Annotated in this window: 24 protein-coding genes; 15 read left to right on the forward strand and 9 right to left on the reverse strand. The window is 68.9% G+C overall.

What is annotated here, in order from left to right; genetic code table 11:
* The first annotated feature begins 74 nt into the window (after positions 1-74).
* Positions 75-569 (forward strand): SgcJ/EcaC family oxidoreductase, encoded by a 495-nt coding sequence (locus G7043_RS16410; RefSeq protein ID WP_166047012.1) that lies wholly within the window; start codon positions 75-77, stop codon positions 567-569.
* Here the strand turns inward: G7043_RS16410 and G7043_RS16415 are convergent.
* The 3 genes from G7043_RS16415 to G7043_RS16425 are packed head-to-tail and all read right to left on the reverse strand — an operon-like array spanning position 550 to position 3,005.
* Positions 550-1,794, reverse strand: a complete 1,245-nt coding sequence (locus tag G7043_RS16415; RefSeq protein ID WP_166046535.1) for a sensor histidine kinase — start codon at positions 1,792-1,794, stop codon at positions 550-552. The two genes, G7043_RS16410 and G7043_RS16415, sit on opposite strands and share 20 nt — an antisense overlap.
* Positions 1,791-2,444 carry a response regulator transcription factor gene (locus G7043_RS16420; RefSeq protein ID WP_166046536.1) on the reverse strand — a complete coding sequence of 218 codons (654 nt, stop codon included), beginning with the start codon at positions 2,442-2,444 and terminating at the stop codon, positions 1,791-1,793. Before G7043_RS16420 ends, G7043_RS16415 begins: the two co-directional genes overlap by 4 nt.
* Positions 2,445-2,453: 9 nt before the next feature.
* On the reverse strand, positions 2,454-3,005 hold the full coding sequence (locus G7043_RS16425) for a DUF6886 family protein (protein ID WP_166046537.1): 552 nt from the start codon (positions 3,003-3,005) through the stop codon (positions 2,454-2,456).
* A gap of 18 nt (positions 3,006-3,023) precedes the next feature.
* On the opposite strand from G7043_RS16425, the gene G7043_RS16430 reads away from it, so the two are divergent.
* The 8 genes from G7043_RS16430 to G7043_RS16465 all read left to right on the forward strand — a co-directional run bounded on the left by G7043_RS16430 (position 3,024) and on the right by G7043_RS16465 (position 15,209).
* Positions 3,024-4,046: a hypothetical protein gene (locus tag G7043_RS16430; RefSeq protein ID WP_166046538.1), complete on the forward strand. Its 1,023-nt coding sequence runs from the start codon at positions 3,024-3,026 to the stop codon at positions 4,044-4,046.
* Between the two features lie 74 nt (positions 4,047-4,120).
* Positions 4,121-5,233, forward strand: coding sequence for a cytochrome P450 (locus tag G7043_RS16435; protein ID WP_166046539.1), 1,113 nt, complete (start codon positions 4,121-4,123; stop codon positions 5,231-5,233).
* A gap of 391 nt (positions 5,234-5,624) precedes the next feature.
* Positions 5,625-6,602 carry an ABC transporter permease gene (locus G7043_RS16440; RefSeq protein WP_166046540.1) on the forward strand — a complete coding sequence of 326 codons (978 nt, stop codon included), beginning with the start codon at positions 5,625-5,627 and terminating at the stop codon, positions 6,600-6,602.
* Positions 6,603-6,618: 16 nt separating this feature from the next.
* Positions 6,619-7,596, forward strand: coding sequence for an ABC transporter permease (locus tag G7043_RS16445; RefSeq protein WP_313887914.1), 978 nt, complete (start codon positions 6,619-6,621; stop codon positions 7,594-7,596).
* Complete coding sequence (locus G7043_RS16450; protein ID WP_166046541.1) at positions 7,596-9,725, forward strand: ABC transporter ATP-binding protein; 2,130 nt, start codon at positions 7,596-7,598, stop codon at positions 9,723-9,725. The genes G7043_RS16445 and G7043_RS16450 overlap by 1 nt, the downstream gene beginning before the upstream one ends.
* Positions 9,726-9,813: 88 nt before the next feature.
* A complete protein-coding gene (locus G7043_RS16455; RefSeq protein ID WP_313887915.1) occupies positions 9,814-11,502 on the forward strand; it encodes an ABC transporter family substrate-binding protein in 1,689 nt (562 codons plus the stop codon).
* A 70-nt stretch (positions 11,503-11,572) separates the two neighbouring features.
* Positions 11,573-12,451: a hypothetical protein gene (locus G7043_RS16460; protein WP_166046542.1), complete on the forward strand. Its 879-nt coding sequence runs from the start codon at positions 11,573-11,575 to the stop codon at positions 12,449-12,451.
* Between the two features lie 43 nt (positions 12,452-12,494).
* Positions 12,495-15,209, forward strand: coding sequence for an effector-associated constant component EACC1 (locus tag G7043_RS16465; protein WP_166046543.1), 2,715 nt, complete (start codon positions 12,495-12,497; stop codon positions 15,207-15,209).
* Here G7043_RS16465 and G7043_RS16470 read toward each other — a convergent pair.
* Positions 15,188-16,105 (reverse strand): DNA polymerase domain-containing protein, encoded by a 918-nt coding sequence (locus G7043_RS16470; RefSeq protein WP_390827183.1) that lies wholly within the window; start codon positions 16,103-16,105, stop codon positions 15,188-15,190. The genes G7043_RS16465 and G7043_RS16470 overlap by 22 nt on opposite strands.
* 4 nt (positions 16,106-16,109) lie before the next feature.
* Positions 16,110-17,054: a non-homologous end-joining DNA ligase gene (ligD, locus tag G7043_RS16475; RefSeq protein ID WP_166046545.1), complete on the reverse strand. Its 945-nt coding sequence runs from the start codon at positions 17,052-17,054 to the stop codon at positions 16,110-16,112.
* 91 nt (positions 17,055-17,145) lie between these two features.
* Between ligD and G7043_RS16480 the strand changes: the two genes are divergently transcribed.
* Entirely contained in the window at positions 17,146-17,787 is a 642-nt protein-coding gene (locus tag G7043_RS16480; RefSeq protein ID WP_166046546.1) for a maleylpyruvate isomerase N-terminal domain-containing protein, read from the forward strand.
* Between the two features lie 13 nt (positions 17,788-17,800).
* On the opposite strand, the gene G7043_RS16485 is transcribed toward G7043_RS16480, so the two are convergent.
* Positions 17,801-18,166: a DUF5997 family protein gene (locus tag G7043_RS16485; protein ID WP_207311323.1), complete on the reverse strand. Its 366-nt coding sequence runs from the start codon at positions 18,164-18,166 to the stop codon at positions 17,801-17,803.
* 56 nt (positions 18,167-18,222) lie between these two features.
* On the opposite strand from G7043_RS16485, the gene G7043_RS16490 reads away from it, so the two are divergent.
* The gene (locus G7043_RS16490; protein WP_166046548.1) at positions 18,223-18,930 is read left to right on the forward strand and encodes a LysR family substrate-binding domain-containing protein; all 708 of its coding nucleotides are present in this window, start codon (positions 18,223-18,225) and stop codon (positions 18,928-18,930) included.
* A 41-nt stretch (positions 18,931-18,971) separates the two neighbouring features.
* Here G7043_RS16490 and G7043_RS16495 read toward each other — a convergent pair whose 3' ends face one another.
* On the reverse strand, positions 18,972-19,394 hold the full coding sequence (locus tag G7043_RS16495; protein ID WP_166046549.1) for a YciI family protein: 423 nt from the start codon (positions 19,392-19,394) through the stop codon (positions 18,972-18,974).
* Between the two features lie 132 nt (positions 19,395-19,526).
* On the opposite strand from G7043_RS16495, the gene G7043_RS16500 reads away from it, so the two are divergent.
* Positions 19,527-19,919 carry a CoA-binding protein gene (locus G7043_RS16500; RefSeq protein ID WP_166046550.1) on the forward strand — a complete coding sequence of 131 codons (393 nt, stop codon included), beginning with the start codon at positions 19,527-19,529 and terminating at the stop codon, positions 19,917-19,919.
* An 82-nt stretch (positions 19,920-20,001) separates the two neighbouring features.
* Complete coding sequence (locus tag G7043_RS16505) at positions 20,002-20,895, forward strand: ParB/RepB/Spo0J family partition protein (protein ID WP_166046551.1); 894 nt, start codon at positions 20,002-20,004, stop codon at positions 20,893-20,895.
* Positions 20,896-20,901: 6 nt separating this feature from the next.
* On the opposite strand, the gene G7043_RS16510 is transcribed toward G7043_RS16505, so the two are convergent.
* The gene (locus G7043_RS16510; RefSeq protein WP_166046552.1) at positions 20,902-21,999 is read right to left on the reverse strand and encodes a helix-turn-helix domain-containing protein; all 1,098 of its coding nucleotides are present in this window, start codon (positions 21,997-21,999) and stop codon (positions 20,902-20,904) included.
* A gap of 127 nt (positions 22,000-22,126) precedes the next feature.
* Between G7043_RS16510 and G7043_RS16515 the strand changes: the two genes are divergently transcribed.
* Positions 22,127-22,708, forward strand: coding sequence for an NUDIX domain-containing protein (locus G7043_RS16515; protein ID WP_242642357.1), 582 nt, complete (start codon positions 22,127-22,129; stop codon positions 22,706-22,708).
* 326 nt (positions 22,709-23,034) lie between these two features.
* Here G7043_RS16515 and G7043_RS16520 read toward each other — a convergent pair whose 3' ends face one another.
* Entirely contained in the window at positions 23,035-23,994 is a 960-nt protein-coding gene (locus G7043_RS16520) for a hypothetical protein (RefSeq protein WP_166046553.1), read from the reverse strand.
* Between the two features lie 206 nt (positions 23,995-24,200).
* On the opposite strand from G7043_RS16520, the gene G7043_RS16525 reads away from it, so the two are divergent.
* Positions 24,201-26,027, forward strand: a complete 1,827-nt coding sequence (locus G7043_RS16525; protein WP_313887916.1) for a S8 family serine peptidase — start codon at positions 24,201-24,203, stop codon at positions 26,025-26,027.
* Positions 26,028-26,048: the final 21 nt, after the last annotated feature.

The raw sequence follows: 26,048 nt of genomic DNA on the forward strand, positions 1-26,048 counted from the left end.
TGCACTTCTCCTGCCCGAGCGCTTCCGTGCGTTACCCGAAAGTGGTTGTCAACAGCCACACGATCGAATGGGTGATGACATTGCGTAAGAGCATCCTGGGAGCCGCCGGACTGGCCGGAGTTGCCGCTCTCGTCGTCGGTTGCTCCAGCGCCCCAGCGCAGACGACCGCCAACGCGGACACGAAGCCGAGCGACGAGCAGATCAAGGCGCTGTTCACCGACTGGAACGCGGCCCTCGCGACGGGTGACCCCGAAAAGGTGGCCGACCGTTACGCTCCGAACGCGGTCCTGCTGCCCACCGTGTCGAACCAGGTGCGGTCCACCCGCGCCGAGATCGTCGACTACTTCGTGAAGTTCCTGCAGAGCAAGCCGAGCGGCACCATCCTCGACTCGCACGTCGCCGTGCTCAACGCCGACGACGCGATCGACGCGGGCACCTACCGGTTCGCGCTCACCCAGGACGGCAAGCCGACCACTGTGGACGCCCGCTACACGTTCGTCTACGAGAAGGTCGACGGCAAGTGGCTCATCGTGAACCACCACTCGTCCGCTATGCCGGAGAAAGTCTGATCCGCACGCACAGTCCGCCACCGGACGCGGCCTCCAGCGACACCGCGCCGCCGTCGTCGGTGACGAGCTGCTTCACGATCGCCAGGCCGAGACCGGACCCGCCCTTGCCGGTCAGGCCCTGACCACGCCAGAACCGGTCGAACGCCCGCGCACGTTCCGCGTCGGGCAGCCCGGGTCCGGAGTCGATGATCTCGACCAGGCCCGGCCGGGTGGTGCGGACCAGGATCGTGGCGCCGTCGGGGGACACCTCCAGCGCGTTGGACAGCACGTTGTCCAGCACCTGCTCGAGGTGTCCCGGCGTCGCCAGCACCCGGATGTCGAACCCCTCGCTGACCAGCGAGATCGACCGCTCGTCGGCGGCGGCGCGCCAGGCGGTGAACCGTTCGGTGACGACGTCGAGCACCTGCACGGGTTCGGGGTGGGCGACGTCGGCCTCGGCGCGGGCCAGCGCGAGCAACCCGTTGACCAGCCGTGACATCCGCACGACCTCGGCGGTCGCCATCTCGACGTCCTCGCGCACGTGCGGGTCGTCCACGCCGTCGGCCACGTTGTCCAGCGACAGTCGCAACGCCGTCAGCGGCGTGCGCAGCTGGTGCGAGGCGTCCCCGATGAACGCCCGCTGCGAGCCGACCAGCGTGTCGATCGTCTCGGTGGCGGTGTTCAACGTGCGGGCGAGCGTGCGGGTCTCGGGCGGCCCGGTCTCCTCGGCGCGCGCGGTCAGGTCACCATCCCGCAGCCGCGCAGCCATGTCGTTCAGCTCGCGCAACGGCCGGGTGACCCGTCGTGCCAGCCACAGCCCGAGGAACGCCGCCACGATCAGCACGCCGACCGCGAGCGCGGCCCGGAACCCCCAGATCTGCCACAGCCGGTCGACGATCGGGCCGTCCGGATAGGACAGCCGGATCGCGCCGACGATGGTGCCGTCCGGTTGCTTGGCCGGCACGGTGAGCTTCAGTCCCTCGGAGTCCCAGACCTTGTTCTCCGGTTGCGGCCCGAGGACGTCGATCTGGCCCAGCGTCTGCCGCTCGTAGGCGTCTATCAACGCGCTCAACGACCGCGTGTCGCCGGAAGCCAGCAGCAGTGCGGCGGTCTCGGCCTCGCGCCGCGCGGTGTTCTCCGCGTCGCCGAGGAGCTGGTTGTTCAGCGTGAACGCCACCGGCACGGTGAACGCCGCGATGGCGATCGCGACCAGGAGCACGTAGCTCCAGACGAGCTGCCGGATCACGCGAGCACCAGCCGGAAGCCCACGCCGCGCACGGTCTCCAGCGAGGCCGCGTCACCGAGCTTGCGGCGCAGCACCCCCACGTGCACGTCCAGCGTCTTGGTGGGACCGAACCAGTTCTCGTCCCACACCGCCTCCATGATCTGCTCGCGGGTGAACACCGCGCCCGGCTCCTCGGCCAGGAACGCGAGCAGGTCGAACTCCTTCGGCGCCAGCTCCAGCTCGGCGCCGTCGAGGTGCACGCGGCGCCCGCGCCGATCGATCGTCAACCGCCCGTGCTCCTGCGCCGGCTCTTTCAGCGTTGGCTGCGCACGCCGCATGACCGCGCGTATCCGTGCGACGACCTCACGCACGCCGAACGGTTTGGTGATGTAGTCGTCCGCGCCGATCTCCAGCCCCACGACCCGATCGACCTCGTCGGACCGTGCGCTGATCACGATGATCGGCACGTCACCGCGCGCACGCAGCTCACGGCAGACGTCCAGACCGTCCATGTCGGGCAACCCGAGGTCGACGAGCGCCAGCACGAAGTCGTCGGCGGCGAGCGCCTCTTCGCCCGTGCGCACCCAACGGACCTCGAACCCGTAGCGCGACAACCCGCGTGTGAGCGATTCCGCGATCGGCTCGTCGTCCTCCACCAGCAGCACCCGCATGGGCGCAGATCATTGCACTGAACGTTTCAGGGCGTTCCGCAACCGGATCCCACTCCACTCCAGCGAGCTCGTGGTCACCGCGTCCCAGAACGACCACAGGTTCGGGAGCACCCGCAACGCGATCCCCGCCCGTTCGTGCAACTCGAACAAATCGCCCACCCGTTCCGCAGGGCCCAGCGGCACGACCGGTTCGGTCGCCACCATCGCGATCCCGCGTCCTTCCCCGTCCTCTCCGAACTGCTGGAACGGCCCCGCGTCGAACCGGTACGCGTACAGCTCGACGGTCCGCATCCGCTCCAGCCACCCGTACTCGACCGCGTGCACCCTGACCCCGCAGCCGGGCCCGATGATCCGCTCGCGATCCTCGTCCGTCGTGCCGGAGATCGTCCACGCCATCACCCGCGGGCACTGCCGGGGAAACCAGTAGTCGGGGGAGCGGCTCCAGTCCACCGCCCACACGTACTCGCCGGGTTGCCGCGCGGTGGCCGCCAGGTGCGGCACGAACCGGGTGAGCGAAGGATCTTCGGAGAAGTGCAACACCTGACCGGATTCGGGGCGCATGTGGTCGATACTGGCCGCATGCGGAGGCTGATGCTCGCGGTTTTGCTCGTCCTCACCGGCTGCTCCTCGGGCGTGGACGGCGGAGTCGGCTTCACGGCCGTCGGCCTCACCGCCACCCCGGAAGCACTGGCCACGCACGGCGACACGCTGGTGATCGGCACCCGTCCGTCCGACCACCCGGAACTGGTCACGCGCACCAAGGACGGCGCGCTGAACAACGTGAAGCTCACCCCGGCGACCCCGTACGGCAGGGAAGCGCACTGGTACGGGATCACCTCCGACGGCACCACGATCACCGGCGTCGGCGGCGAACGCGGCGGCGCGCACGGCAACGTCCGGTGGAGCGCCTGGACCGGCGACACCGGTCAGATCGCCGAGAAACCGCAGGGGTTCAGCACGTTCGGCGGCTACGGGGCGGGCGAGCTGATCGGCCCGGTCCGCACGGCGAAGGGCCCGCTGATCATCGGCACCTGGCAGAGCGCCAAGGCCGGTCTCGACATCGCGGCGTGGACCTACGCCGCGGACACGTGGACCCGCCAGCCCTCCGCCGGCACCGTCCTCGAGAGCTCGCAGGAACTCCTCCGCTTCCCGCTGGCCGTCACCCCGAACGGCGACGGTGCGCTGGTCGTCGGCTGGCAGATCGCCAAGGGCGCGGTGAGCGCGGCCGTCTGGCAGTTCGACGGCACGACCTGGACGACGGCGGTGCTCCCGGACGGTGACGCCGCCCTGGCCGCCCGCTGCTGGGACGGCACCTGCCACGTCGTCGGCCGCGGCAAGGGCAAGCTCGCCTGGTGGACGGGTCCCGACTGGAAGAAGCTGACCACCCCGGACGTCCCGGTCGGCGACGACCAGAACCTCGCCGCCCCCGTCCCGGTCAACGGCACCCCGACCCTGATCGTCGACCACAACGGCGTGAAGCTCGTGTCCGAAAAGGACGAACGCCCGGCCGAGGGGCTGTCCGGCGAGGTCGTGGCGGCGGAGAAGGTGGGCGATCAGGTGTTCGTGATCGCGGGCGGCCGCCTCTGGCGTACGGCTGCTTGATCTCCCCCAGGTAGCCCAGCCTGACCAGCGGTTTCCGACGGTAGGCTGGCAGCCGGGACTGAGGGAGCACGGCGATGCCGATCAAACGCGTACCCACTCCGGCCGGCGACGAAGCCTGGCTCGTCACCGGCTACGACCAGGTCAAGACCCTGCTGGCGGACCGCAGGCTCGGCCGCGGCCACGCCGACCCGGACAACGCCCCGAGGTTCACCGACTCCGTGCTGCTCGGCCGGCCGCACCAGGCCACCGAGCAGGAGGAGAACGAGCGCCACACCTGGATGCGCAGGATGCTCAACCCGGAGTTCTCCGCCAGGAACATGGAGGCGCTGCGCCCGCGCATCAGGAACCTGATCCACGACCTGCTGGACGACCTCGTCACCCACCCCCAACCGGCGAACTTCCACGAGCTCGTGTCGTTCCCGCTCCCGGTCCTGGTGATCTGCGAGCTGCTGGGCGTCCCCTACGCCGACCGCACCGAGTTCCGCCGCTGGTCGGAGTCCATGAGCACGCTCAACGACCAGCAGAAGTCGATCGAAGGCGCCACCAAGCTCTGGACCTACATGAACGAGCTGGTCCAGCGGAAGAAGGCCGAACCGGGCGACGACGTCATCACCCGCCTCGCCGGCACCGCGGCGGACGAGCAGATCGCCCAGCTCAGCGCCGGCCTGCTGTTCGCGGGCCACGAGACGACCGTCTCCGTCATCGACCGCGGCGTCATGCTGCTCAGCGAGAACCCCGGTCAGTGGGACGCGCTCAAGCAAGACCCCAAGAGCATTCCCGCCGCGGTCGAGGAGATCCTGCGCCACCGCTCGCTCACGTCGATCCGCAGCGAGGACTCCGGCCTGCCCCGGTACGCGATGGCCGACATCGAGGTCGAAGGCGTCCGGATCCCGCAGGGCGACCTCGTCCTGCTCGGCATCGACCAGGCCAACCGGGACGAGGTCAGGTTCCCGGATCCGGAGACCTTCACCCAGCGCGAGACCAACCCCCACCTCACGTTCGGCCACGGCCCGAGGTTCTGCATCGGCGCGCCGCTCGCCAGGGTCGAGCTGACCGAGGTCTTCCACGCCCTCACCGAACGGTTCGAGACGTTCGGCCTGGCCGTCGAGGTCACCGCACTGCGCCCCAGGACGGAACAGCTGGTCGGCGGGGTGGCGGAGCTCCCGGTGCGCTGGACGGCGCAGTGATCGATACAGTGACCGTGCACACCTGAGGCGCTCCGCAGCGTGATGCCGGATTCCGATCACATTGCGCTGCTTGTCCCACATCTTCCGGCCAATGCATTCACCCGGATGCGTCACATCCATCCGTGGTCGTGACAGAACTTCACGGTGAATTACAGCGATCCGGACGCACAATGGTCACGCTTGGACACACAATCGCCGAGCGTCAACTGTTGATGTGCCTGTTCGCCCCTGCATAACGCCACGCATGGGTGACTATGGCCCGGTCAGTGGGCCCCCGCGAATCGGTGGGGGTGGGCGGCGGTGCGCCAGATCGGCGGTTAATCTCTTGCAACTCGTCCACTGCAATCCAGTGTGCCGACGTCGCAACCACCGGGGAGAGGACTGAACACGGGTGGCCGGATTTCTGTTGCGGCGGTTGGTCAACTACGTGGTGCTTGCCCTAGTGGCAACGTTCCTCGCGTTCACGTTGGCCTCCGCCACCTTTGACCCGATCGGGGTGTTGCAACAACGCAACCCACCGCCTCCGGCGGCATCGATCGAGGCGAAGAAACGAGACCTCCACCTCGACCAGCCGATCCCGCAGCGGTTCGTGACGTGGATGAGCGGTGTGGTGCAGGGTGACTTCGGTCGCACGATCACCGACCGCCCGATCACGGACGAACTGGGCCGCCGGATCGGCGTGAGTCTGAGGCTGTTCCTGCTCGGCATCACGATCGGCATCCTGTTCGGGGTGCTGCTCGGCGTGGTGAGCGCGATCAGGCAGTACAAGTTCAGCGACTACTTCGCGACCTTGTTCAGCTTCATACTTCTCTCGACACCGGTGTTCGTGCTCGGCACGCTGCTCAAGATGGGCGCCCAGGGCATCAACGACTCGATCGGCTCGAACGTGCTGATCTTCGTCGGTGAGGAGACACCCGGCTTCCAGGGCAACTGGTTCGAGCACCTCGGCGACCGGCTGCAGCACCTGATCGTGCCGACGCTGACGATCGCGCTCGGCCAGATCGCCTACTACAGCCGCTACCAGCGCTCGTCGATGCTCGACGTGCTGGGCAGCGACTTCCTGCGCACCGCCCAGGCCAAGGGCCTCACCCGCCGCAAGGCGCTGTTCAAGCACGGTCTGCGCACCGCGCTGATCCCGATGGCGACGCTGTTCGCGTTCGGGTTCGGCCTGCTCGTCGTCGGTGGCACGTTCACCGAACGGATCTTCGGCTGGTTCGGCATGGGTGACTGGCTGGTCACCGGCATCTCGGCCCAGGACACGAACATCACGGCCACGGTGACGCTGTTCGTCGCGGTGTGCGTGCTGTTCTCCGGCTGGCTCGCCGATGTGCTGTACGCCGCGCTCGACCCCCGAATCCGTGTGAACTAGGCAAGGTGACGACGACGTGACCGTGATCCTCAACGAGGGCGACTCCGCGGGAACCACCGGCGCCGCCTCCGGCAGCCCCGTCGACGCGGCGCCCGAACCGGGCAAGGCGATGACGCGTGGCCGGCTCGTGCTCATCCGCTTCATGCGCAACAAGCTGGCGCTCGTCGGCCTGGTGCTCATCGTGGGCATGTACCTGATGGCGTTCGTGGGCCCCTTCCTGTCCAAGTGGAGTTACGACACACAGGACTACAGCGCGTTCCTCGAACCGCCGTACGCCGACCACATCTTCGGCACCGACAAGATCGGTACCGACATGTTCGCGCTGACGATGCGCGGGCTGCAGAAGTCGCTGCTGATCGGCTTGCTGGTGGCGCTCATCTCGACCACCGTGGCCGCGATCGTCGGCGCGACCGCCGGCTACTTCCTGGGTGCCGCCGACAAGGCGCTCATGTGGGTGGTCGACCTGCTGCTCGTGTTGCCGTCGTTCCTGATCATCGCCATCCTGAGCCCGTGGTTCCGCGGCAAGTCGTGGTTCCTGCTGGTGATCATGCTGGCGGCGTTCCAATGGATGATCACCGCGCGCATCGTGCGAGGGATGACGCTGACGCTGAAGGAGCGCGAGTTCGTGAAGGCGGCCAAGTTCATGGGCCAGCCCGCGCGCACCATCATCGCCAAGCACATCGTGCCGAACATGGCCTCGCTACTGATCATCGACGCGACCATCAACGTCGGTTCGGCGGTGCTCGCCGAGACCGGCCTGAGCTACTTCGGGTTCGGCGTCCAGTCGCCCGACGTCTCGCTCGGCACCCTGATCGGGCTCAACGCCGAGTCCGCGACGACCTTCCCGTGGCTGTTCCTGTTCCCGGCGGGCTTCCTCGTCGTGTTCGTGCTGGCGGTGAACTGGGTCGGCGACGGGTTGCGCGACGCGCTCGACCCCACCTCCACGCGCGTGCGCCGCAAGGAGAAGAAGGACACCAAGGAGAAGGCCGCCTGATGACCACCTCGGAGATCCAGTTCGACGTGCCGGCCGACCCGGTCGTCGAGGGGCCGGTTCTGCAGGTCGAGGACCTTCACGTGTCCTTCCCGAGCGAGGCCGGCCGCGTGCAGGCCGTGCGCGGGCTGAGCTACCACGTCTCGCCCGGCGAGGTGCTCGGCATCGTCGGCGAGTCCGGGTCCGGCAAGTCCGTGTCCTCGCTCGCCGTCATGGGCCTGCTGCCCTCGTCGGCGCGCATCACCGGTTCCATCAAGTTCCAGGGCCGTGAGCTCATCGGCCGGGGCGACTCGGAGCTGTCGAAGATCCGCGGCCGGCGCATCTCGATGGTGTTCCAGGACCCGCTGTCCGCGCTCACGCCGGTCTACACCGTCGGCGACCAGATCGCCGAGGCGATCCTGGTGCACCGCAAGGGCGCCGTGTCCAAGGCGGCCGCCGCCAAGCGCGCGGTCGAACTGCTCGACCTCGTCGGCATCCCGAACGCCGCCGAACGCGCCAAGGCGTTCCCGCACGAGTTCTCCGGCGGCATGCGGCAGCGCGCGGTGATCGCCATGGCGATCGCCAACGACCCCGACCTGATCATCGCCGACGAGCCGACCACCGCGCTCGACGTGACGGTGCAGGCCCAGGTGCTGCAGCTGCTCGAGACCGCGCAGGAGGTCACCGGCGCGGGCATCGTGATCATCACCCACGACCTCGGCGTCGTCGCCGGGTTCGCGGACCGGCTGATGGTCATGTACGCGGGCCGTGCCGTCGAAAAGGGCAAGGTCGACGAGATCTACCAGCAGCCGCGCATGCCGTACACGCTCGGCCTGCTCGGCTCGATCCCGCGCCTGGACGTCGGCGAGAAGCAGGCTCTCGTCCCGATCACCGGCCAGCCGCCGTCGCTCACGGACCTCCCCCCGGGGTGCCCGTTCGCGCCGCGCTGCCCGATGGTCGTCGACGCCTGCCACACCGCCGAGCCGCCGCTGATCGAGGTCGACGGCTCCGACGAGCACCACGCCGCGTGCATCAGGACCGGCGAGATCGCCGCGACCGACGCCGAGGGCGCGGAGGCCGCCGCCGAGATCTTCGGTGCCGAGGTCGTCGAAGAGCCCGAGATCGCCAAGGTGCCGCGCGAGCAGCGCGACATCGTGCTGGGGCTCGACCACGTGGTCAAGGAGTACGCGGTCAACAAGGGCGTGGTGTTCAAGCGCCGCGTCGGCACCGTGCACGCGGTCGCGGGCATCACGTTCGACATCCGCGAGGGCGAGACCCTCGGCCTGGTCGGCGAGTCCGGTTGTGGCAAGACCACGACACTGATGGAGATCCTCGGCCTGGAAAAGCCGATGGGCGGCGAGATCTCGGTCCTCGGCACCAACGTGTCCTCTTTGGACTCGAAGCGCCGCTTCGAGATCCGCCGCGACATGTCGGTGGTCTTCCAGGACCCGATGGCCTCGCTCGACCCTCGCCTCACGATCAACGACGTCATCGCCGAGCCGATGCAGGTTCACGGCTATAGCAAGGACGCGATCAACCGGCGCGTGCCGGAGCTGATGCGGCTCGTGGGCCTGCGTCCCGAGCAGCTGTCGCGCTACCCCGGTGAGTTCTCCGGCGGTCAGCGTCAGCGCATCGGCATCGCGCGGGCCCTCGCGCTCGAACCGAAGCTCGTCGTGCTCGACGAGCCGGTGTCGGCGCTGGATGTGTCCATCCAGGCGGGTGTCATCAACCTGCTGGAGGAGCTCAAGTCCAAGCTGGGCCTGGCTTACCTGTTCGTCGCGCACGACCTGTCGGTGGTGCGCCACATCGCGGACCGGGTGGCCGTGATGTACCTGGGGAAGATCGTCGAGATCGGCGAGGTGGACTCGGTGTTCGACGCACCGCGCCACCCGTACACGCAGGCACTGCTGTCGGCGATCCCGATCCCCGACCCCGTCAAGGAACGCCAGCGGGAGAGGATTCTCCTCACCGGCGACCTGCCGAGCCCGGCGAACCCGCCGTCCGGCTGCCGGTTCCGCACCCGGTGCTTCCTGCACGCGTCGCTGCCGCCCGAGAAGCAGCGCACGTGCATCGAGCTGGAACCGCCGCGCGAGGTGCAGGCCCCCGACCACGAGGCCGCCTGCCACTTCGCCCAGATCCGTCAGGTCCTCTGATGCATCCGTCGCCTCAGAAGAGACCTGCGAGCACGAAGGAACAGTGTCCCCGGCAACTGGTGTCCGGGCACGAGGGAGGTTCACGACAGTGAGTCGACGTACCAAGGTGGGAGTGACCGCGCTGGCCGCGATCGCCCTCACGCTTACCGCGTGTGGGGGGCCCAGCAAGACTGACTCCGGGCTCAAGGGGTCTGAGGGCACGGTCGGTCAGGCGGACATCAACCCGCAGGACGCGTCCAAGGTCAAGGACGGCGGCGAGTTCCGCTGGCCCGTCGACCAGTTGCCGGACAACTGGAACTACAACCAGCTCGACGGCACCAACGCCGACGGTCGTCGCATGATCGACACGATGATGCCGAACCTGTACAAGCAGCTGCCCGACTCGACGATCGAGGTCAACAAGGACTACCTCGACGACGTCAAGCTCGCGTCCAGCGACCCGCAGGTCCTCGAGTTCAAGATCAACTCGAAGGCCAAGTGGTCGGACGGCAAGGCGCTGTCCTGGGAGGACTTCGAGGCCATGTGGAAGTCCCTCAACGGGACCGACAAGGCCTACGAGGTCGCCGGCAGCACCGGCTACGAGGACATCGAGAAGGTCGAGAAGGGCGCGACCGACCAGGACGTCAAGGTGACGTTCAAGAAGAAGTTCGCCGAGTGGAAGGGCATCTTCTCGCCCCTCTACCCGAAGGCGATGTCCGCCTCGGCCGAGGAGTTCAACAAGGGCTGGGCCGACGCGCCGAAGATCACCGCCGGTCCGTTCAAGATCGGCACGATCGACCGCACCGGCAAGCTCGTGACCGTCGTGCGCGACCCCGCGTGGTGGGGTGAGAAGCCGAAGCTGGAGAAGATCACGTTCCGCCAGGTCGACCGCACCGCGCTCGCGGACGCGCTCGCCAACGGCCAGATCGACTTCTTCGACATCGGCTCCAGCGTCGACAACTTCACGCGGGCCAAGTCGATGCAGGGTGTGACGATCCGTCAGGCGATCACGCCGGACTACTCGCACATCACGTTCAACGGTGCGGACTCCTCGATCCTCAAGGACGCGAAGCTCCGCGTCGCGCTGATGCGCGGTATCGACACCAAGGTCGTCGCCAAGGCGCTGCTCGGCCAGATGCTCAAGGGCGACGCGCAGGTCACCGGTAACCACTTCTTCCTGCTCGGCACGAAGGAGTACAAGGACAACTCGGCCGTCGCGTCGTTCGACAAGGAAGCCGCGAAGAAGCAGCTCGACGAGCTGGGCTGGAAGCTCGAGGGTGAGACCCGCAAGAAGGACGGCAAGGAACTGGTCGTCCGGTACGTCATCCCGACGCCGAACCCCGTTTCCGACCAGATCGCGAAGCTCGTGCAGTCGCAGCTGAAGGAGATCGGCGCCAAGGTCGACATCCAGGCCGTGCCTTCGACCGACTTCTTCAAGCAGTTCGTCAACGTCGGCAACTTCGACATGACCGGCTTCCGCTGGCTGTCCTCGGCCACGCCGATCTCGGACAGCAAGGGCATCTACTCGCTCGACCCGGCCGCGACCAACCAGAACTACGGTCGCATCGGCTCGGACGAGGTCAACAAGCTGCTCGAGCAGGCGAACGGTGAGCTCGACGACACCAAGCGCGCCGCGCTCGCCAACGAGGCCGACAAGAAGATCTGGGAGCTGGGCCACCAGCTGCCGCTGTACCAGCTGCCGGGTGCGGTCGCGATCAAGAGCAACGTCGCCAACATGGGTGCCGTCGCGTTCGCGAACCGTCCGTACGACTACATCCACATGGGCTTCACCGAGTGATGTGTAGTTAGCTGTCGAACGGCCCGGCGGGCTTCCCCGCCGGGCCGTTTCTTTCTGTTTGGAGCTTCTCTTGTTGCGTTCCAGGGTCCGCGCGCTGCGTCATGGTGTCCTCGCCACGGCGATCGTGCTGTTCGTCTGCCTCGTGGTCGGGCTGTTCTCGTGGCTGTCCTATTCGGACTCACGTGCCGAGCTGGCGTCGCTGACGTCCCGCGAGGTCGGCTCGGTCGTGTCCTATTCGGACGGTTCCGTCGAGGTGCGCTGGCCGTCGGGTTCCGCGCGCGTCCCGTACGAGGACGGCGCACGGTACGTGGGGCGGCAGACGCAGGTGGCGTTCGATCCCGCGGACCCGTCCCGTGCCGTGATTCCCGGCTCGGACCTGTTCCTGGAGACCGATCGCGCGCTGGGCGGGGTGACGTTCTCGCTGGCGGTGGCGTTGCTGGTGGTTCTTGCCGGTGTGGTGCGAGTGCTGTTCGCCGTTCGGTCCGCGCGGGCCGAGCCGGTCACGGTGTCCGTGCGGCGGATCCGGTTGCAGTCCGGGCTGATGGTGCGGTCGTGGCTGGAGATCGACGGTCCGGTCGAGCGGTGGCTGCCCGTCTTCTACGACCCGGTGCTCGTGACGCTGCCGTCGCCGGTCGACGTCGAGCTGCGCGGCGGCCGGGTCGCCGTGGTGGACGGCGTGACGATCTACCCGTCCGGCCGGGCGGTGACGAAGCACCCGCGGGGCCGGCGTCTCGACAACCCCGCGCAGCCCGACCCGGAGACGCGGGCGCCACGCGGTTTGCTCGCCCAGCTGCGGGTGGACGCGGTGTTCATGGTGCCGGCGCCGTTCGTCGGCATGTTCTGGGCCTACCTCGACGGCAGCGGGTTCACCGGCTGGATCACGGCGACGGTGGTCGCCGCCGTGCTGGGCCTGTGGTGGGGTGCGTTCCGAGGCTCAGACCCGTCGTAATGCTTTGCGGTTGCTGAACGACCTCCTTCCGTAGGAGGCCGCTATGACCGACGTCACACTGCGCGTTCACGAGGACGGGGCCGACGACGAGCGCATCGAGGAGCTCACCGCGTTCCTGCGGTCCGAGCTCCAGGAGTTCGCCGCTGTCTCCGGAGTTCCCGTCGCCGCTCCCGAAGGAGCCAAAGCCCTCGACCTGAACGAGCTGGGCACCCTGCTGACCACGGTGTCCCAGTCCACCGTCCTGGCCGCCCTGATCAACGCCGTGTCCTCGTGGCTCGGCCAGCGCCGCGAACGTTCCGTGACCATCGAAGCCGACGGCGACACCCTGGAACTCACCGGCGCCCCCTCGCAAGCCGAGCTCGCCCAGCGGTCCGCCTGGCTGGGCCGCCACCTGCACCGCTACGCGTTGATCATCGCCAGCTACGAGTTCGCCGACCCCGGCCTGTCCTCGCTGCGCGCCCCCGCCCACGACGCCGCCCGCCTCGGCGAGGTCCTCGCCGACCCGCGCATCGGCGGCTTCGACGTCCGCACCCTGATCAACACCTCGGCCGCCGAGGTGAACGAGGCCGTCGAGGACTTCTTCGCCGACCGCGAACCCGACGACCTCCTGGTCCTGCACTTCTCCGGCCACGGCGTGAAAGACGAGGCGGGCGAACTCCACTTCGCGACCTCGGGCACCAAACTGTCCCGCCTGGCCGGCACCGCCGTGTCCGCCGACTTCGTGGCCCGCCGCATGAACCGCTCCCGCTCGCGCCGCATCGTGCTGCTGCTGGACTGCTGCTACTCCGGCGCGTTCGGCCGGGGCATGGTCGCCCGCGCCGGCGGTTCCGTGGGCATCGAGGAACAGTTCGGCGGCAGCGGCCGAGCCGTCATCACCGCCTCGTCGGCCATGGAATACGCCTTCGAGGGAGCCTCGGTGGCCGACACCTCCGAAGGCGAACCGTCCGTGTTCACCTCGGCCCTGGTCGAGGGCCTGGAATCCGGCGACGCCGACCGCGACCAGGACGGCCACGTAGGCCTCGACGAACTCTACGAATACGTCTACGACCGCGTCCGCCGCGTGACACCGCACCAAACCCCGGGCAAGTGGATGCTCGACGTGCGCGGCGACCTGCGCATCGCCCGCCGCGCCCGCCCGGTCACGGTGCCCGCGCCGCTGCCCTCGGAACTGCAGGACGCCATCGACCACTCGCTGCCCGGCGTGCGGGCGGGCGCGATTCCGGAGCTGCGCCGGATGCTTTCGGTCGCGCACGAGGGACGGGTGCTGGCGGCGCGGCTCGCGTTGGGGCGGCTGGCGGAGGACGACAGCCGGATGGTGGCGGCCGCGGCCCGCAAGGCGTTGGGGGAGCACGGAGAGACAGGGGAGTGGACGAACCTCGGCGGGCACTCGGGGTCGGCGCCTACCTCGGCGGGTCGGGCAGGGAGCCCGGGTGCTGCGGCTGGGGCCAGTGCTGTGGCTGGGGCCGGTCGCGGCCAGGCTCGCGCAGGCGTCCCCCTCGATCGGGAACCCCCGCGTTCAACGGTACTCAGCGGGTCTGACACTCCGGCGAAGTCGAGCGCGGGTGCGGCGACCGGCGGCGGTGTGGGTGGTTCGCGCGATGAAGGCCGCGATGAAGACGGTGTCAGGCGAGGCGGGGGATCCCGGCAGACCAGGATTGCTTCGGCAGCGTCTGGCTCGGCAGCGTCCGGTCAGGCTGCGACCGGCTCGGCCGCCTCCCGTCAGGTTGCGACTGAATCGGCCACATCTGGTTCGGCTGCGTCCGGCTCGGTCCGGTCTGGTTCAGCTGCGTCCGGCTCGGCCCTGTCCGGTTCGGCCGTGTCCGACTCCGCTGTGTCCGGTTCGGCCGGCGGCCAGGACGTGCGGCGGACCGTGCGCACCGCGTCCGGCTCCGGCTCGGCCGCGTCCGGTCCCATCGCCAGGCCGGCACCGCCGACGTCAGCCGCCTCGGCCGGGTTCGTCGCCTCGCCGGAGAACATCAGGGCCGCCCTGCCCCGCGTCGTCGCGGGCCTCGCGCTGGCGCTGCTGCTGGTCGGTCTCGTGTCCGTCCCGGGCGGCGTGCTCGGCCACCTGGGCGACGCCACACCGAGTACGTGGCTGTTCGGCTCGTTGTGGCCGTGGGCGCTGGTGGCGGCGACGTTCGTGCTCGTGTGCCGCGACCACCCGTGGGTGCCCGGCGCCGCGCTCGGACTGCTGGCTGGTCTCACCGGTCTGCTCGGCGGCAGCGGCTGGACCTATGCGTGGTTCCTGCTCGGGATCGCCGCGGTGGTCGTCGCGGTCGCCTTCCAGGCCAGCCCGTGGTGGCTCGCGGCGGCAGGTGGCGCGCTAGGTGCGGCCGGCCTCGTCGTGGTCGCGTCGGGGGCCGACGAGCTGGCGACGATCAGCGGTGACGGACAGGACGTGGTGTTCCTGATCGCGGCAGCCGGTCTCGTCGCGCTCGCGGGCTACCGGACCTGGCACGAACGGGCGTGGGGCAGCGCGATCGCACCGGTCCTGCTGCTCCTGGACGCGGTCCTGCACCTGACGGACGCCCCGCTGTTCGTCACCCAAGCGAGCCTGGCCGGACTGGTCGTGGTCCCGTTGATCGCCGCGTTGACCGGTGGCACAGCCAGATTTGCTGGGTATCTCGCTGTTGCCGCGGGACTGCTCGTGCGCGCCAACGAGTACGTGTCCGCCAACGAACCGTCGTTCACGACCGTCGCCCACGTGACGTTGCCGCTGGCGGCCGCGATCGTCGCCTACTTCTCGCGTTCGCGCTGATTCTTGCGTCGCTTGCCCTCGTGCATCGCGACCACCCGCGCGACCGGGATGGTGTGGCCCTGCGCGATCAGGTCGTCCGGCAGGCGTTGCGGCGCAGGCATCAGCGACGTCCACGGGTCGCCGTCGAACCTGGTCCGGACGGTGAAGTCGGCCGGGGTCACGTCGCGCAGCGAGTCCCACGGCACCGGGAACGAGATCGGCAGGCCCTCGCGCAGGCGCGGGCTGTAGGCGGCGACGACCGTGGCACCCCAGGCGCGCGTCGAGTCGAGGAACACCTTCCCTTCCCGATCGGCCCGGATGTAGGCGGTGGTGGCGATCTCCGGGTTGAGCTTCTCCGCCCGCGCGGCCACCGCCCGCGTCGCCGCGGCCACGTCGTCGGGGTCGTGCTGCTCCAGCGGCACGAAGATGTGCACGCCCTTGGCGCCGCTGGTCTTGATCGCGCCGTCCAGACCGGCCTGGGCCAGTGCCTCGCGGATCAGGAACGCCGACTCGACCACCACGTCGAAACCGGAGCCCTCCGGCGGGTCGATGTCGAGCACCATGTGCGTCTGGTGGTCACCCAGGAATAGAGGTACGTGGTACTCGACCGCGCGCTGGTTCGCGAACCACATGAGCGTCTGCTTGTCGTCGCACAGCGCGTACTTGATCTTGCGGTGCGACGCCTCGGCCCAGACCTCGACGGTCTTGACGTAGTCCGGCGTGTACTTGGGAACGTTCTTCTGCATGAACGGGTCCTGGCCGCCCTGGGATCCCTTTCTGGGCAGGATCCGCCACACCGACAGCGGCCGCCCGGCGAGCACCGGCACGAACCGATCGGCGACGAAGTCCAGGTACTCGACCAGGTCACCCTTGATCGTGCCACCGAACAGCGGCTGGTCGAGCGAGGAGAACTTCATGGCCTCACTGTTCATCAGGAACCTCGAGTTCGTCTCGGGCAGCCCATTCCAACAGAGGTTCGATCGACCACACCGCATCGTCGATGCCGGCGTGCAGGTCGCCCAGTTCGGCGAAGCGCTTCGGCACGGTGGCGATGGTGAAGTCGCGCGGGTCGACGTCCGGGATCTCGTCCCAGCGGATCGGCGTCGACACCGTGGCCTCGGGATACCCGCGCACCGAATAGGCCGAGGCGATCGTGTGGTCGCGGGCGTTCTGGTTGTAGTCCACGAAAACCAGCGCCGGATCGCGGTCCTTGCGCCACCACGTGGTCTCGACGTCGTCGGGCGCGCGCCGTTCGACCTCGCGGGCGAACGCCAGCGCCGCCGTCCGCACGTCCTGGTGGCCGAAGTCCGGCTTGATCCGCACGTAGACGTGCAGGCCCTTGCTGCCGGACGTCTTCGGGAACCCGACCGCGCCGAGTTCCGCGAGCACCTCCCGCACCACGCCCGCCACCCTTTTGACCCGGTCGAACGTGCACGTGGGGCCGGGATCGAGGTCGATGCGCCACTCGTCGGGCTTCTCGGTGTCGGCCGCGCGCGAGTTCCACGGGTGAAACTCCACAGTGGACATCTGCACGGCCCAGATCACGTCGGCGACGTGCGTGACGCAGAGTTCGTCCGCGTGGCGGTTGTAGCGCGGAAAGTGCACTCGCACGGTCCGCACCCACGGCGGTGCGCCGTGCGGAAGCCTTTTCTGGTGCACCTTCTCGCCGGTCACGCCCTCGGGAAAGCGGTGCAGCATGCACGGCCGTTCCCGCAGCGCGCGGACGATACCGTCACCGACGGACAGGTAGTAGTTCGCGAGATCCAGTTTCGTCTCGCCGCGCGCGGGAAAGTAGACGCGGTCGGGGTTGGAGATCCGCACGACGCGGTCCTCCACCTCGAGCTCCACAGCCGGGGACTTGCCCATGCCGACCAACCTAACCGTTCCCAAGCGTTTCCTCAGCCCGAACGGTGCCGGACGCCCGGTCCGGCCTTCACAGCCGCTGTAGTTTGCGGTTGTGGACCTTTTTTCGCTTTCCCTGGGGGCACTTCTCACGACGGTCGGCTCGCTGACGGACGAGGACTTCGCCCAGCCGTCCGGATGTGAGGGCTGGCTGGTGCGGGATCTGGTGTGCCACTTCGTGATCGACGCGCAGGACGTGCTGATCACGCTGGTGACGCCGACCGCGGACGCCGTGACGCACGACGCCGTCACGTACTGGAAGGTCTCACATGAGCCGTCTGACGATCCGCTGGCGGCACTGACCGTCCGGCTCGCCGCGGCCTACGGCGAGCCGTGGATGTTGAAGCACCACGTCGACGACGTGGGACAGGCGGCGTTGCGGGCCGCCGGGCTCGCCGATCCGACGCTCAAGGTCGGCACCCAGGACATGGTGCTGTGCACGTCCGGCTACCTGGGCGCGTACGTCTGGGAGTGGACGCTGCACCACCTCGACCTCGTTCGGCACCTGCCGCACCTGGCCGGCCCGCCCGCGGAACCCCTGGCCCGGTGCCGCGAGATGCTGGAACAGATCGCCGGCCCGTTCCCCGTTTCGTGGTCGTCCACGGACGTGCTGCTGGTGGGAACGGGAAGGCGCGCCCCGACCGAGGCGGAGCGCGCCGAACTGGGTGGGATGGAGATCCCCTTCGTCCTGGGCTGAGTTCAGCCGGAGATCAGGACTCGTCTTCCTCTTCGAGGCGCGCCTTCTCCGCGAGCCGCGCCTCCTCGGCCTTGAACTCCTTGTAGGTGGCGCGCTCGCGGACCAGCCAGTCCGGGTTCTCGTCCTTGATCGCGTTGATCTGCTCGGTGGTCAGTGCGTCGGTGATGCCGGCGCGGACCAGGCCGGACGTCGAGATGCCCAGCTTCTGCGCGATGAGCTGCTTGGGGTGCGGGCCGTTGCGCCGCAGGTCCGCCAGCCACTGCGGCGGGTTGGCCTGCAGGTCGTTGAGCTCGTCGCGCGAGACGACACCCGCCTGGAACTCCTCGGGCGTCGCCTCGAGGTACACGCCGAGCTTCTTGGCGGCGGTGGCGGGCTTCATGGTCTGCTGCGACTTCATGCGAAAAGGGTAACCGGCTCGTCCGGTAGCCTCAGCACGTGACCGGATCGTTCACGCTCGCGTACGTCCCAGGCGTGACGCCGGGCAAGTGGGCACGGGTCTGGCAGGAACGCCTGCCGGAGACCGAGTTGACCCTCGTGCAGGTGACCGCCGCCGAAGCCGCGCAGATGGTGCGGTCCGGCGAGGCCGACGCCGCGCTGCTCAGGCTGCCCGGCGACCGCGAGGACCTGCACGCGATCCCGCTCTACACCGAGACGAGCGTGGTCGTGTTCCCCAAGGACCACGAGTTCGCCGCGGCCGACGAACTGTCCCTTGAGGACCTCGCGCCGCACGTCCTGTGGCAGCCGCTCGACGACACGCTCGACTGGGCCGCGCGGCCCGGCCAGCCGCCCGTCGAACGCCCGGAGACCACCGCGGACGCCGTTCAGATCGTGGCCGCCGGCGTCGGCATGCTGGTCGTGCCGCAGTCGCTCGCGCGGCTGCACCACCGCAAGGACCTCAAGTACGTGCCGCTGCGCGACGCGCCGCAGTCCCGCGTCGCGCTGTCGTTCCCGATCCGCGACGAGAACCCCGAGCTGGTCGAGCACATGATCGGCATCGTCCGCGGGCGCACGGTCAACAGCACCCGCGGCCCGGAGCCCGTGCAGAAGAAGGCACAGCCGGCCAAGCAGCAACAGCGACGGGGACCCGCGGCCCAGCAGAAGAAGCAGCCCGCCAAGCGCGCGAAACCCCGTCGCGGCCGCTGACACCTATTCGTCCACTGAGGACGGTTCGGCCGAGTGCCGGTTCACTTGTTCTGGGCGGCGATCTGGTCGCGGAGGCGGTCCTCCTGCGCCTGGATCTCCGGCGTGACGATGTCCGCGAACGCCTCGGGGCCGTGGATCTGCCGGATCTCGACCTCGCCGGCCTGGAACGGCGCCTTCTTCAGCCACTCCACGGCGTCCTGCAGGGACGGCAGCTCCCAGATCCAGAAGCCCGCGATCAGCTCCTTGGCCTCGGTGAACGGCCCGTCGATGACCGTCGTCCCGCCCTTCGCGTCGAACGCCACCCGCGCGCCCTTGTCGCTCGGGTAGAGGCCGTCACCCGCGAGCATCACGCCGGCCTTCACCAGCTCCTCGTTGTAGTTCCCCATCGCGGCGAGCTCTTCGGCCGTGGGCATGACGCTGTTCTCGGTGTCCTCGTTCGCCTTGACGATGACCATGAACCGCATCTCGATCTCCTCGTGTCCGGTGTCTGTCCGGTGCGTTTCTACCTAGCCGTCGATCGGCGGAGCCGCGTTTCGACGAGCGTCGGCCGAATGTGACCGCCATCACACCATTGGGTGCGCGGTTACGCTGGGTCCATGCGCGAAGACGTCGACTGGATCCTCGAGAACTGCCAGGTCTGGGCCGTCGTGGGGCTCGCGGACAACCCGTCCCGCGCGGCTCACGGCGTCGCGCGATTCCTGCAGCAGCGCGGCAAGAAGATCGTGCCGGTGCACCCGTCGGCCGAGACCGTGCACGGTGAGCAGGGGTACGCGACGCTGGCGGACATCCCGTTCTCCGTCGACGTCGTGGACGTGTTCCGCCGTTCGGAGGACGCCGGCCAGTTCGTGGACGAGGCCGTCGCGATCGGCGCGAAGGCCGTGTGGTTCCAGCTCGGCGTGGTCGACGACGAGGCGTACCGACGGGCGAAGGACGCCGGGTTGCGGATGGTGATGGACGTTTGTCCCGCGATCGAGTGGCGTTCGCGGTGATGAACTGGATAACCTGCCCAGGTCGTCCTTGACCATCTGGGGGTCGGAGGGGACGCGATCAGCCTGGGGGGCTTGATTTCGCATGCTCGTTGACATCGACGTGCTGCAGCCCGCGGATTCGCCGCGACTTGGTGGCTGCAGCGAGGAGTTCGTTCGTTCACTGGCGTCGTCGGACGCCTCACTGCCCGCGATCGTGGTGCACCGCCCGACGATGAAGGTCGTCGACGGCATGCATCGCCTGCGTGCGGCCGTGTTGCGCGGCAGGCGTGCCGTCGAGGTCGAGTACGTCGGCGGGCCGGTCGAGGACGTGTTCGTCCTGTCCGTGTCCGCCAACATCTCCACGCTGTCGACCGCCGACCGCGAGGCGGCGGTGCGGCGGCTGCTGCGCTCGCACCCGCAGTGGTCGGACCGCGCCATCGCGGCTTCGACCGGTCTCGCGGCCAAGTCCGTCGGCGTGCTGCGGCGCGCGGTCGGCGGCCGCGCCGAGGTGCGGGTCGGCCGCGACGGCAAGGTCCGCCCGCTCAACTCCGCCGCCGGACGCCGGCTGGCCGGGCAGATGATCTCGGAACGGCCCGAGGCGTCGTTGCGCGACATCGCCAGGGCGGCCGGGGTGTCGCCGGGCACCGTCCGCGACGTCCGGCGGCGGCTGTCCGCGGGCCTCGACCCGGTGCCAGAGCGGATGCGCGCCGCGGAACGGACCGAGACCGAGGTGCCGGCGCCGCGCGCCGAGGTCCGGCCGCCGCACGCCACCCTGCCGATCCTGCGGCGGGATCCGTCGTTGCGGTTCAACGAACACGGCCGGCACGTGCTGCGGTGGCTGGAGGCGCACGCCGTGTCGCAGGGGGACTGGACCTCGGTGGTGTCCGGGGTGCCGTCGCACTGCCGGGAACTGGTGGCGGACATGGCCCGCGGGTGCGCCGAGGCGTGGCTCGAGATGGCGGAGAAGCTGGAACGGGAGGACCGCGCGGCCGGGTAGCGCGGCTCAGGCGAACAGGATGTCGTTGATCTCGCGGGCCACCTCGCGGCCCGCCGCCGGACGCAGCTGCGACAACAGCTTGCTGAACGCCGTGAGGTCGATGTGCACGGTCGCGGACTGCACCTGGCGGATGTCGTCCAGCAGATCCTCGACCAGTTTGCAGGCGTGGTCGACGTCGCCCGCCGCGGCGTGTGCGAGAGCACGGCGCAGCCCGAAGCGGGTGCGCGCGCGTAACGCGGTGGGCGCGATCAGCGGCATCTGTGCGTCCAGGATGGCGGCGGCTTCGGCGTGCCGGCCCAGGTCGTAGTAGGACCACGCCCGTGCGACGGCGACCTGGTCGAGCAGGCTCGTTGAGCCGTAAGGGGATTGACTGACCGCGTACTGGAGTTCGGCGGCGCGGTCCAGTGCGCCCAGGCAGAGGTCGGCGGCACCCGCCAACGCGTAGCCGTGAGCTTCGCGTTGGGCCGCTGCGGCCTGCACGGCGGTGAAGCGGGACTTGCTCGCGCGCCGGGCGTAGTGGACCGTCGCCCTGGCATCCCCCCGGTACAGGGCGAACTCGGCCGCCCGCACGAACGCCCAGGCCTCCAGTTCCAGGTCACCGCCCTTCGCGGCGTACTGGACAGCTCGCTTGGTCAGTTCGACGGCCGAGGCGTCGTCGCCGCGCTCCTGTTCCATCCAGCCCGCGTACTCGGCGTATCGCGCCGCCAGCAACCACAGACCGCGGCCGAGACCGGGATCGTCGGCGGAGCGGGCCATCGAGCTCAGCAGGTCGACCTGAGAACGCAGCCCGCCGAGCAGCACCACGTCGGGACTGAGCCGGTGACCCAGCGCGCGATGCTGCTCGAACATCGCGTCGTAGGTGAGCAAAGTGGTGTGGTCACTGGGGATCGGGCGGGCCGGGGCGTCGGCCAGCTCGATCAGGCGGCCGTCGGCCTGCAGCGCGTCGTCGAGAACCCTGGCCATCTCGGGGTGGGGGTGCACCTGGCCGTTCTCGATCTTGCTGAGGTAGCCCTTGCTGTACGGCACGAGACCGGTCATCCGGGTGAGTGAGTACCCGCGCTCCTTGCGCAGGCGGCGGACCTCCTGTGCGAACGTGGGCGACAACGGCTACACCCCCTCACCGGTAGTGTCTCCGCCTTCAAACCTCCAGATACCAGATGTCCACGATTTGTCCGGAGATTGACGATCAACTGGGGACAAGTGAAGTGGGCGTCGATGGTTCCATGTGAACATGGTGATGACGCGCTCCGACGAGGCGGCTGGTGTGGTGATGGTCTGGCAGCGCTTGGCGACCAACGTGGTCCACCGGTCCCCGTGGTTCGAGGTGCGCTCCGACGACGTCGTCAGACCGGACGGCGGCCACGACACCTACACCCACGTGGTGGCACCGGGATCGGTCACGGTGCTGGCGATCCAGGACGACGACCACGTCGTGCTGACCAGACAGTGGATCTACACGCACGGCGGCACCGAGTGGCGGTTACCCGGCGGCGCCGTCGACGACGCGGACGACGATCCGCTCGCCGCCGCACGCCGTGAGCTCGCCGAGGAGACCGGGCTGCGGGCCGCGAAGTGGGAGCCGCTGGGCCAGATCCACGGCGCGGACAGCCTGAGCAACCACGTCGACCACATCTTCCTCGCCACCGGCCTCACCCAGGGCGAGGCGTCCCTCGAGCCTGGTGAGGCGGACCTGCGCGTGCGGACCATGCCGTTCTGCCACGCGCTCGACCTGGTCCGCCGGGGCATGCTCCCGCACGCAGGTAGTTCGCACGCGCTGCTCGTGATGGCGCTGCGCCGCACGACCCAGAAATAGTGTTTCCAGGGTTTCCTGATTTCGCTGGAAACAGGAAACCCGTTCTCATTCGACTGGCGAAAAGTCACTCTTGGTGCATCGGCGAGAACATCAGCCCGAAAGCCAGTCAGGATGAGAAGGTGAATTTCTCGATGAGAATGATCTGCTCACTCGCCACCGTTGTGAAGGTTGCCACGATCTGCCTGTTCCTGGGATTCGTGGTCGGCAGTTTCTTCACGGTATCGGTGATCTGACCCGACTTCGGACTGCGGTTCTCCCTTAGCTCAAGAGGGAGGTGTCAGCCGTGGAACCGCATTTCTGCATCGACCAGATCTGAGCTTGCTCGGTCAGACCCGAGGCGCCCATTGGACGCCGTAGCCGCGGCCCTGACGAGGATGCGGGAACGACACGTCGATCTCGCCGATCTCGTCCACGGTCAGCGTCCTCGGCCAAGGCGTCAGGTCGTCGGTGTCGCGTGCCAGGGCCTCCTCGACGCGCCACACCGAGCCCGGCAGGTCGTCCCGGTCGAAGCGGACCCGCAACCGGAACGACTCGCACATCCGCTCCGGCCAGAACACGTAGGTCGGACGCATCGACTGTCCCCGCGGAACCCGCACCTCGAGTGCGAACTGGTGTGTTTGCCCCGCGTTGAGGGGTCGGGGCAAGCGCAGCTTCATGAGGAAACGCCGAGGGGACGGCCGTTCGTGGCCGATGAGCTCTACCCCGTGCAACACCTCCACGTCCAGGTCACCCGGAGCACCGTCGGGCGTGGGGGAGGGGATCGTGATGGACCACGCGATCTCGTTGACACCGTCGGTGTCGGCCACGACGGTCCGGCGTTCCGTGCACGCGGGCGTCGGCCCGTCCAGTTTCAGCAGCGCGTCGAACTCCTTGACGTGCCAGAGTTCCGACGGGGTCACGTGCGCCGTCGACGGGGCCGGCTGCAGTGCCACCTCCACCAGGCGCTGCAGCCCGGCTTCCATCCTCCTGCGCACCGTGCGCGCTCCGCGATCCTGTTGCTTCGCGAGCCACTCGATGCGTTCGTTGAGGAACCGGAACTGCGCTTCCTCGTGCAGTCCGAGAGGGGCCAGAACCGCGTTGCGGACCTCCACCGGGAAACCGCGCGCCGCGTTCATCACCCAGCCGCCCAGTTTCGTTCTGACGGCTTCCGCGCCGTCGGTCTCCACGACGCCGCACACCTGCCTCAGCGCCGGCCCGACGTGCAAGTCGATTCCGGGGGTCTGCACTCCACGCCCGCGGCACAACGTGCGCAGTTCTTCCATCAGCTGCTCAGGTGAGACAGACATCCGTCCTCCGCGCGGAAATGCTTTGCCGGGCTTGTCGGGCGTACCCGCCGTGACGTTACTCCGGATGGATTCTTCTACACCGCCGGTCGCGATGATCACCGCCGATCGACTGATGTCCTGACCAGGTCTTTCGCGGTAACGTCCTGGTCACGGGCGGTGACTCCCTCCAGTCCCCGCCGACCCTGCCTGATGTGGAGGTTGGATTCGTGCTGCGCACAATAATCTCTGCCTTATCCGCGTTCGCGCTGATCAGCGGTGTGCCTGCGGTCGCGGCCCCGGCTGAGAGCGCTTACCTGCTGCAGTTCCGCACCACCCTGTCCGACGCCCAGCGCCACCAGCTCAAGGGCCTCGGCGTGCGGCTCGGCGCGTTCGTCCAGGACGGCACCTACGTGGCCCGCATGAAGAGCACCTCGCGCGTCTCGCGGTTGAGCTACGTGCGCGAGGTGCGCCCGTTCCAGGCCCAGCCGCAGATCGCGGCACTGGGCGGTTCCACGACCTACCTGATCGCGCTGGCCGAGCAGGACGCGCGGGACCAGCAGATCGTCGCCGACGAGGTGAAGTCCTTGGGCGGTGAGGTGGTCGAGATGTCCGCTAGCCGCGAGCACATCATGGCCGTGCTCGACGCGGGCCAGGTCGCGCAGCTCGCGAAGCTGCCCGCGGTGATCGCCATCGACCCGGTGTCCGCGCCGGAGACCGACATGGCGATCTCACGCGAGTCGTCCGGTGCCAACCACATCGAGACCGCGGGCGGGTACCGCGGCCAGGGCGTGCGCGGCGAGGTGATGGACAGCGGGTTCCGCTTGACGCACCAGGAGTTCCGCGCCCGTCCGCCGGTGCAGCACACCGCGAACGGCACCAGCACCGAACACGGCACTTCCACGTACGGCCAGATCTTCGCGTCCGGCGTCTCGGCCGCGCATCGCGGCCTGCTGCCCGAGGGCCAGGGCATCACGGCCGCCTACAACAACGTCAGCGACCGGTACGCGCACACCAAGCAACTCGTCGACCCGGCCGGCCGGTACCGGGCCGTGTTCCAGTCGAACAGCTGGGGCGGCTCGCTCACCACGTCCTACACCACGGTCTCGCAGCAGCTGGACCGAATCGTGTTCGACCACGACATCCTGATCTGCCAGTCGCAGAGCAACACCGGAACGCGGTCGTCGCGCCCGGAGGCGTGGGCGAAGAACGTGCTGTCCGTCGGCGGTCACAACCACTACAACACCCTCGACCGCGCCGACGACAAGTGGAACCGCACCGCGTCGATCGGCCCCGCCGCGGACGGCCGCATCAAGCCGGAGCTCTCGAACTACTACGACCGCATCGACACCACGACGGAAGACAGCGACACCGCCTACCGCCCGGACTTCGGCGGCACGTCCGGCGCCACGCCGATCACCTGTGGCAACGCCGGTCTGCTGTTCCAGATGTGGGCCGACGGCGTGTTCGACGGCGCCCCCGGCAAGGCCCGCGACGTCTTCGCGTCCCGCCCGCACGCGGCGACCGCCAAGGCACTGCTGATCAACACCGCCAACCAGCACACGTTCAGCGGCACCACGCACGACCAGACGCGCACGCACCAGGGTTGGGGCACCGCGTCCGTCCGCAACCTGTACGACCGTGCGAAGGCCGGTGGCTGGAAGCTGCCCGTGCTGGTGAACGAGACCGACCTCGTCACGACCGGTCAGACGCGCAAGTACACGGTGACGTCCAACGGCCAGACGCCGCTGCGCGCCACGCTGGCGTACACCGACCCGGCCGGTTCGCCGACCGCGACCAAGGCGACCGTCAACGACCTGACGCTGAAGGTCACCGCGCCCGACGGCACCGTCTACTGGGGCAACAACGGCCTGCTGGCCGGCAACTGGTCCACGCCCGGCGGCGTCGCGAACACCGTCGACACCGTGGAGAACGTGCTCGTCCAGGCCCCGGCGGCGGGTACCTGGACCGTCGAGGTGGTCGCGACCGCGGTCAACGTGGACGGCCACACCGAAACGGCCGCGACCGACGCCGACTACGCGCTGGTCGTGTCGTAACCCCGAGCCCGGCTGATGCTC

Origin of the sequence: Lentzea alba (assembly GCF_011067745.1) — a bacterium.
Lineage (GTDB): Bacteria > Actinomycetota > Actinomycetes > Mycobacteriales > Pseudonocardiaceae > Lentzea > Lentzea alba.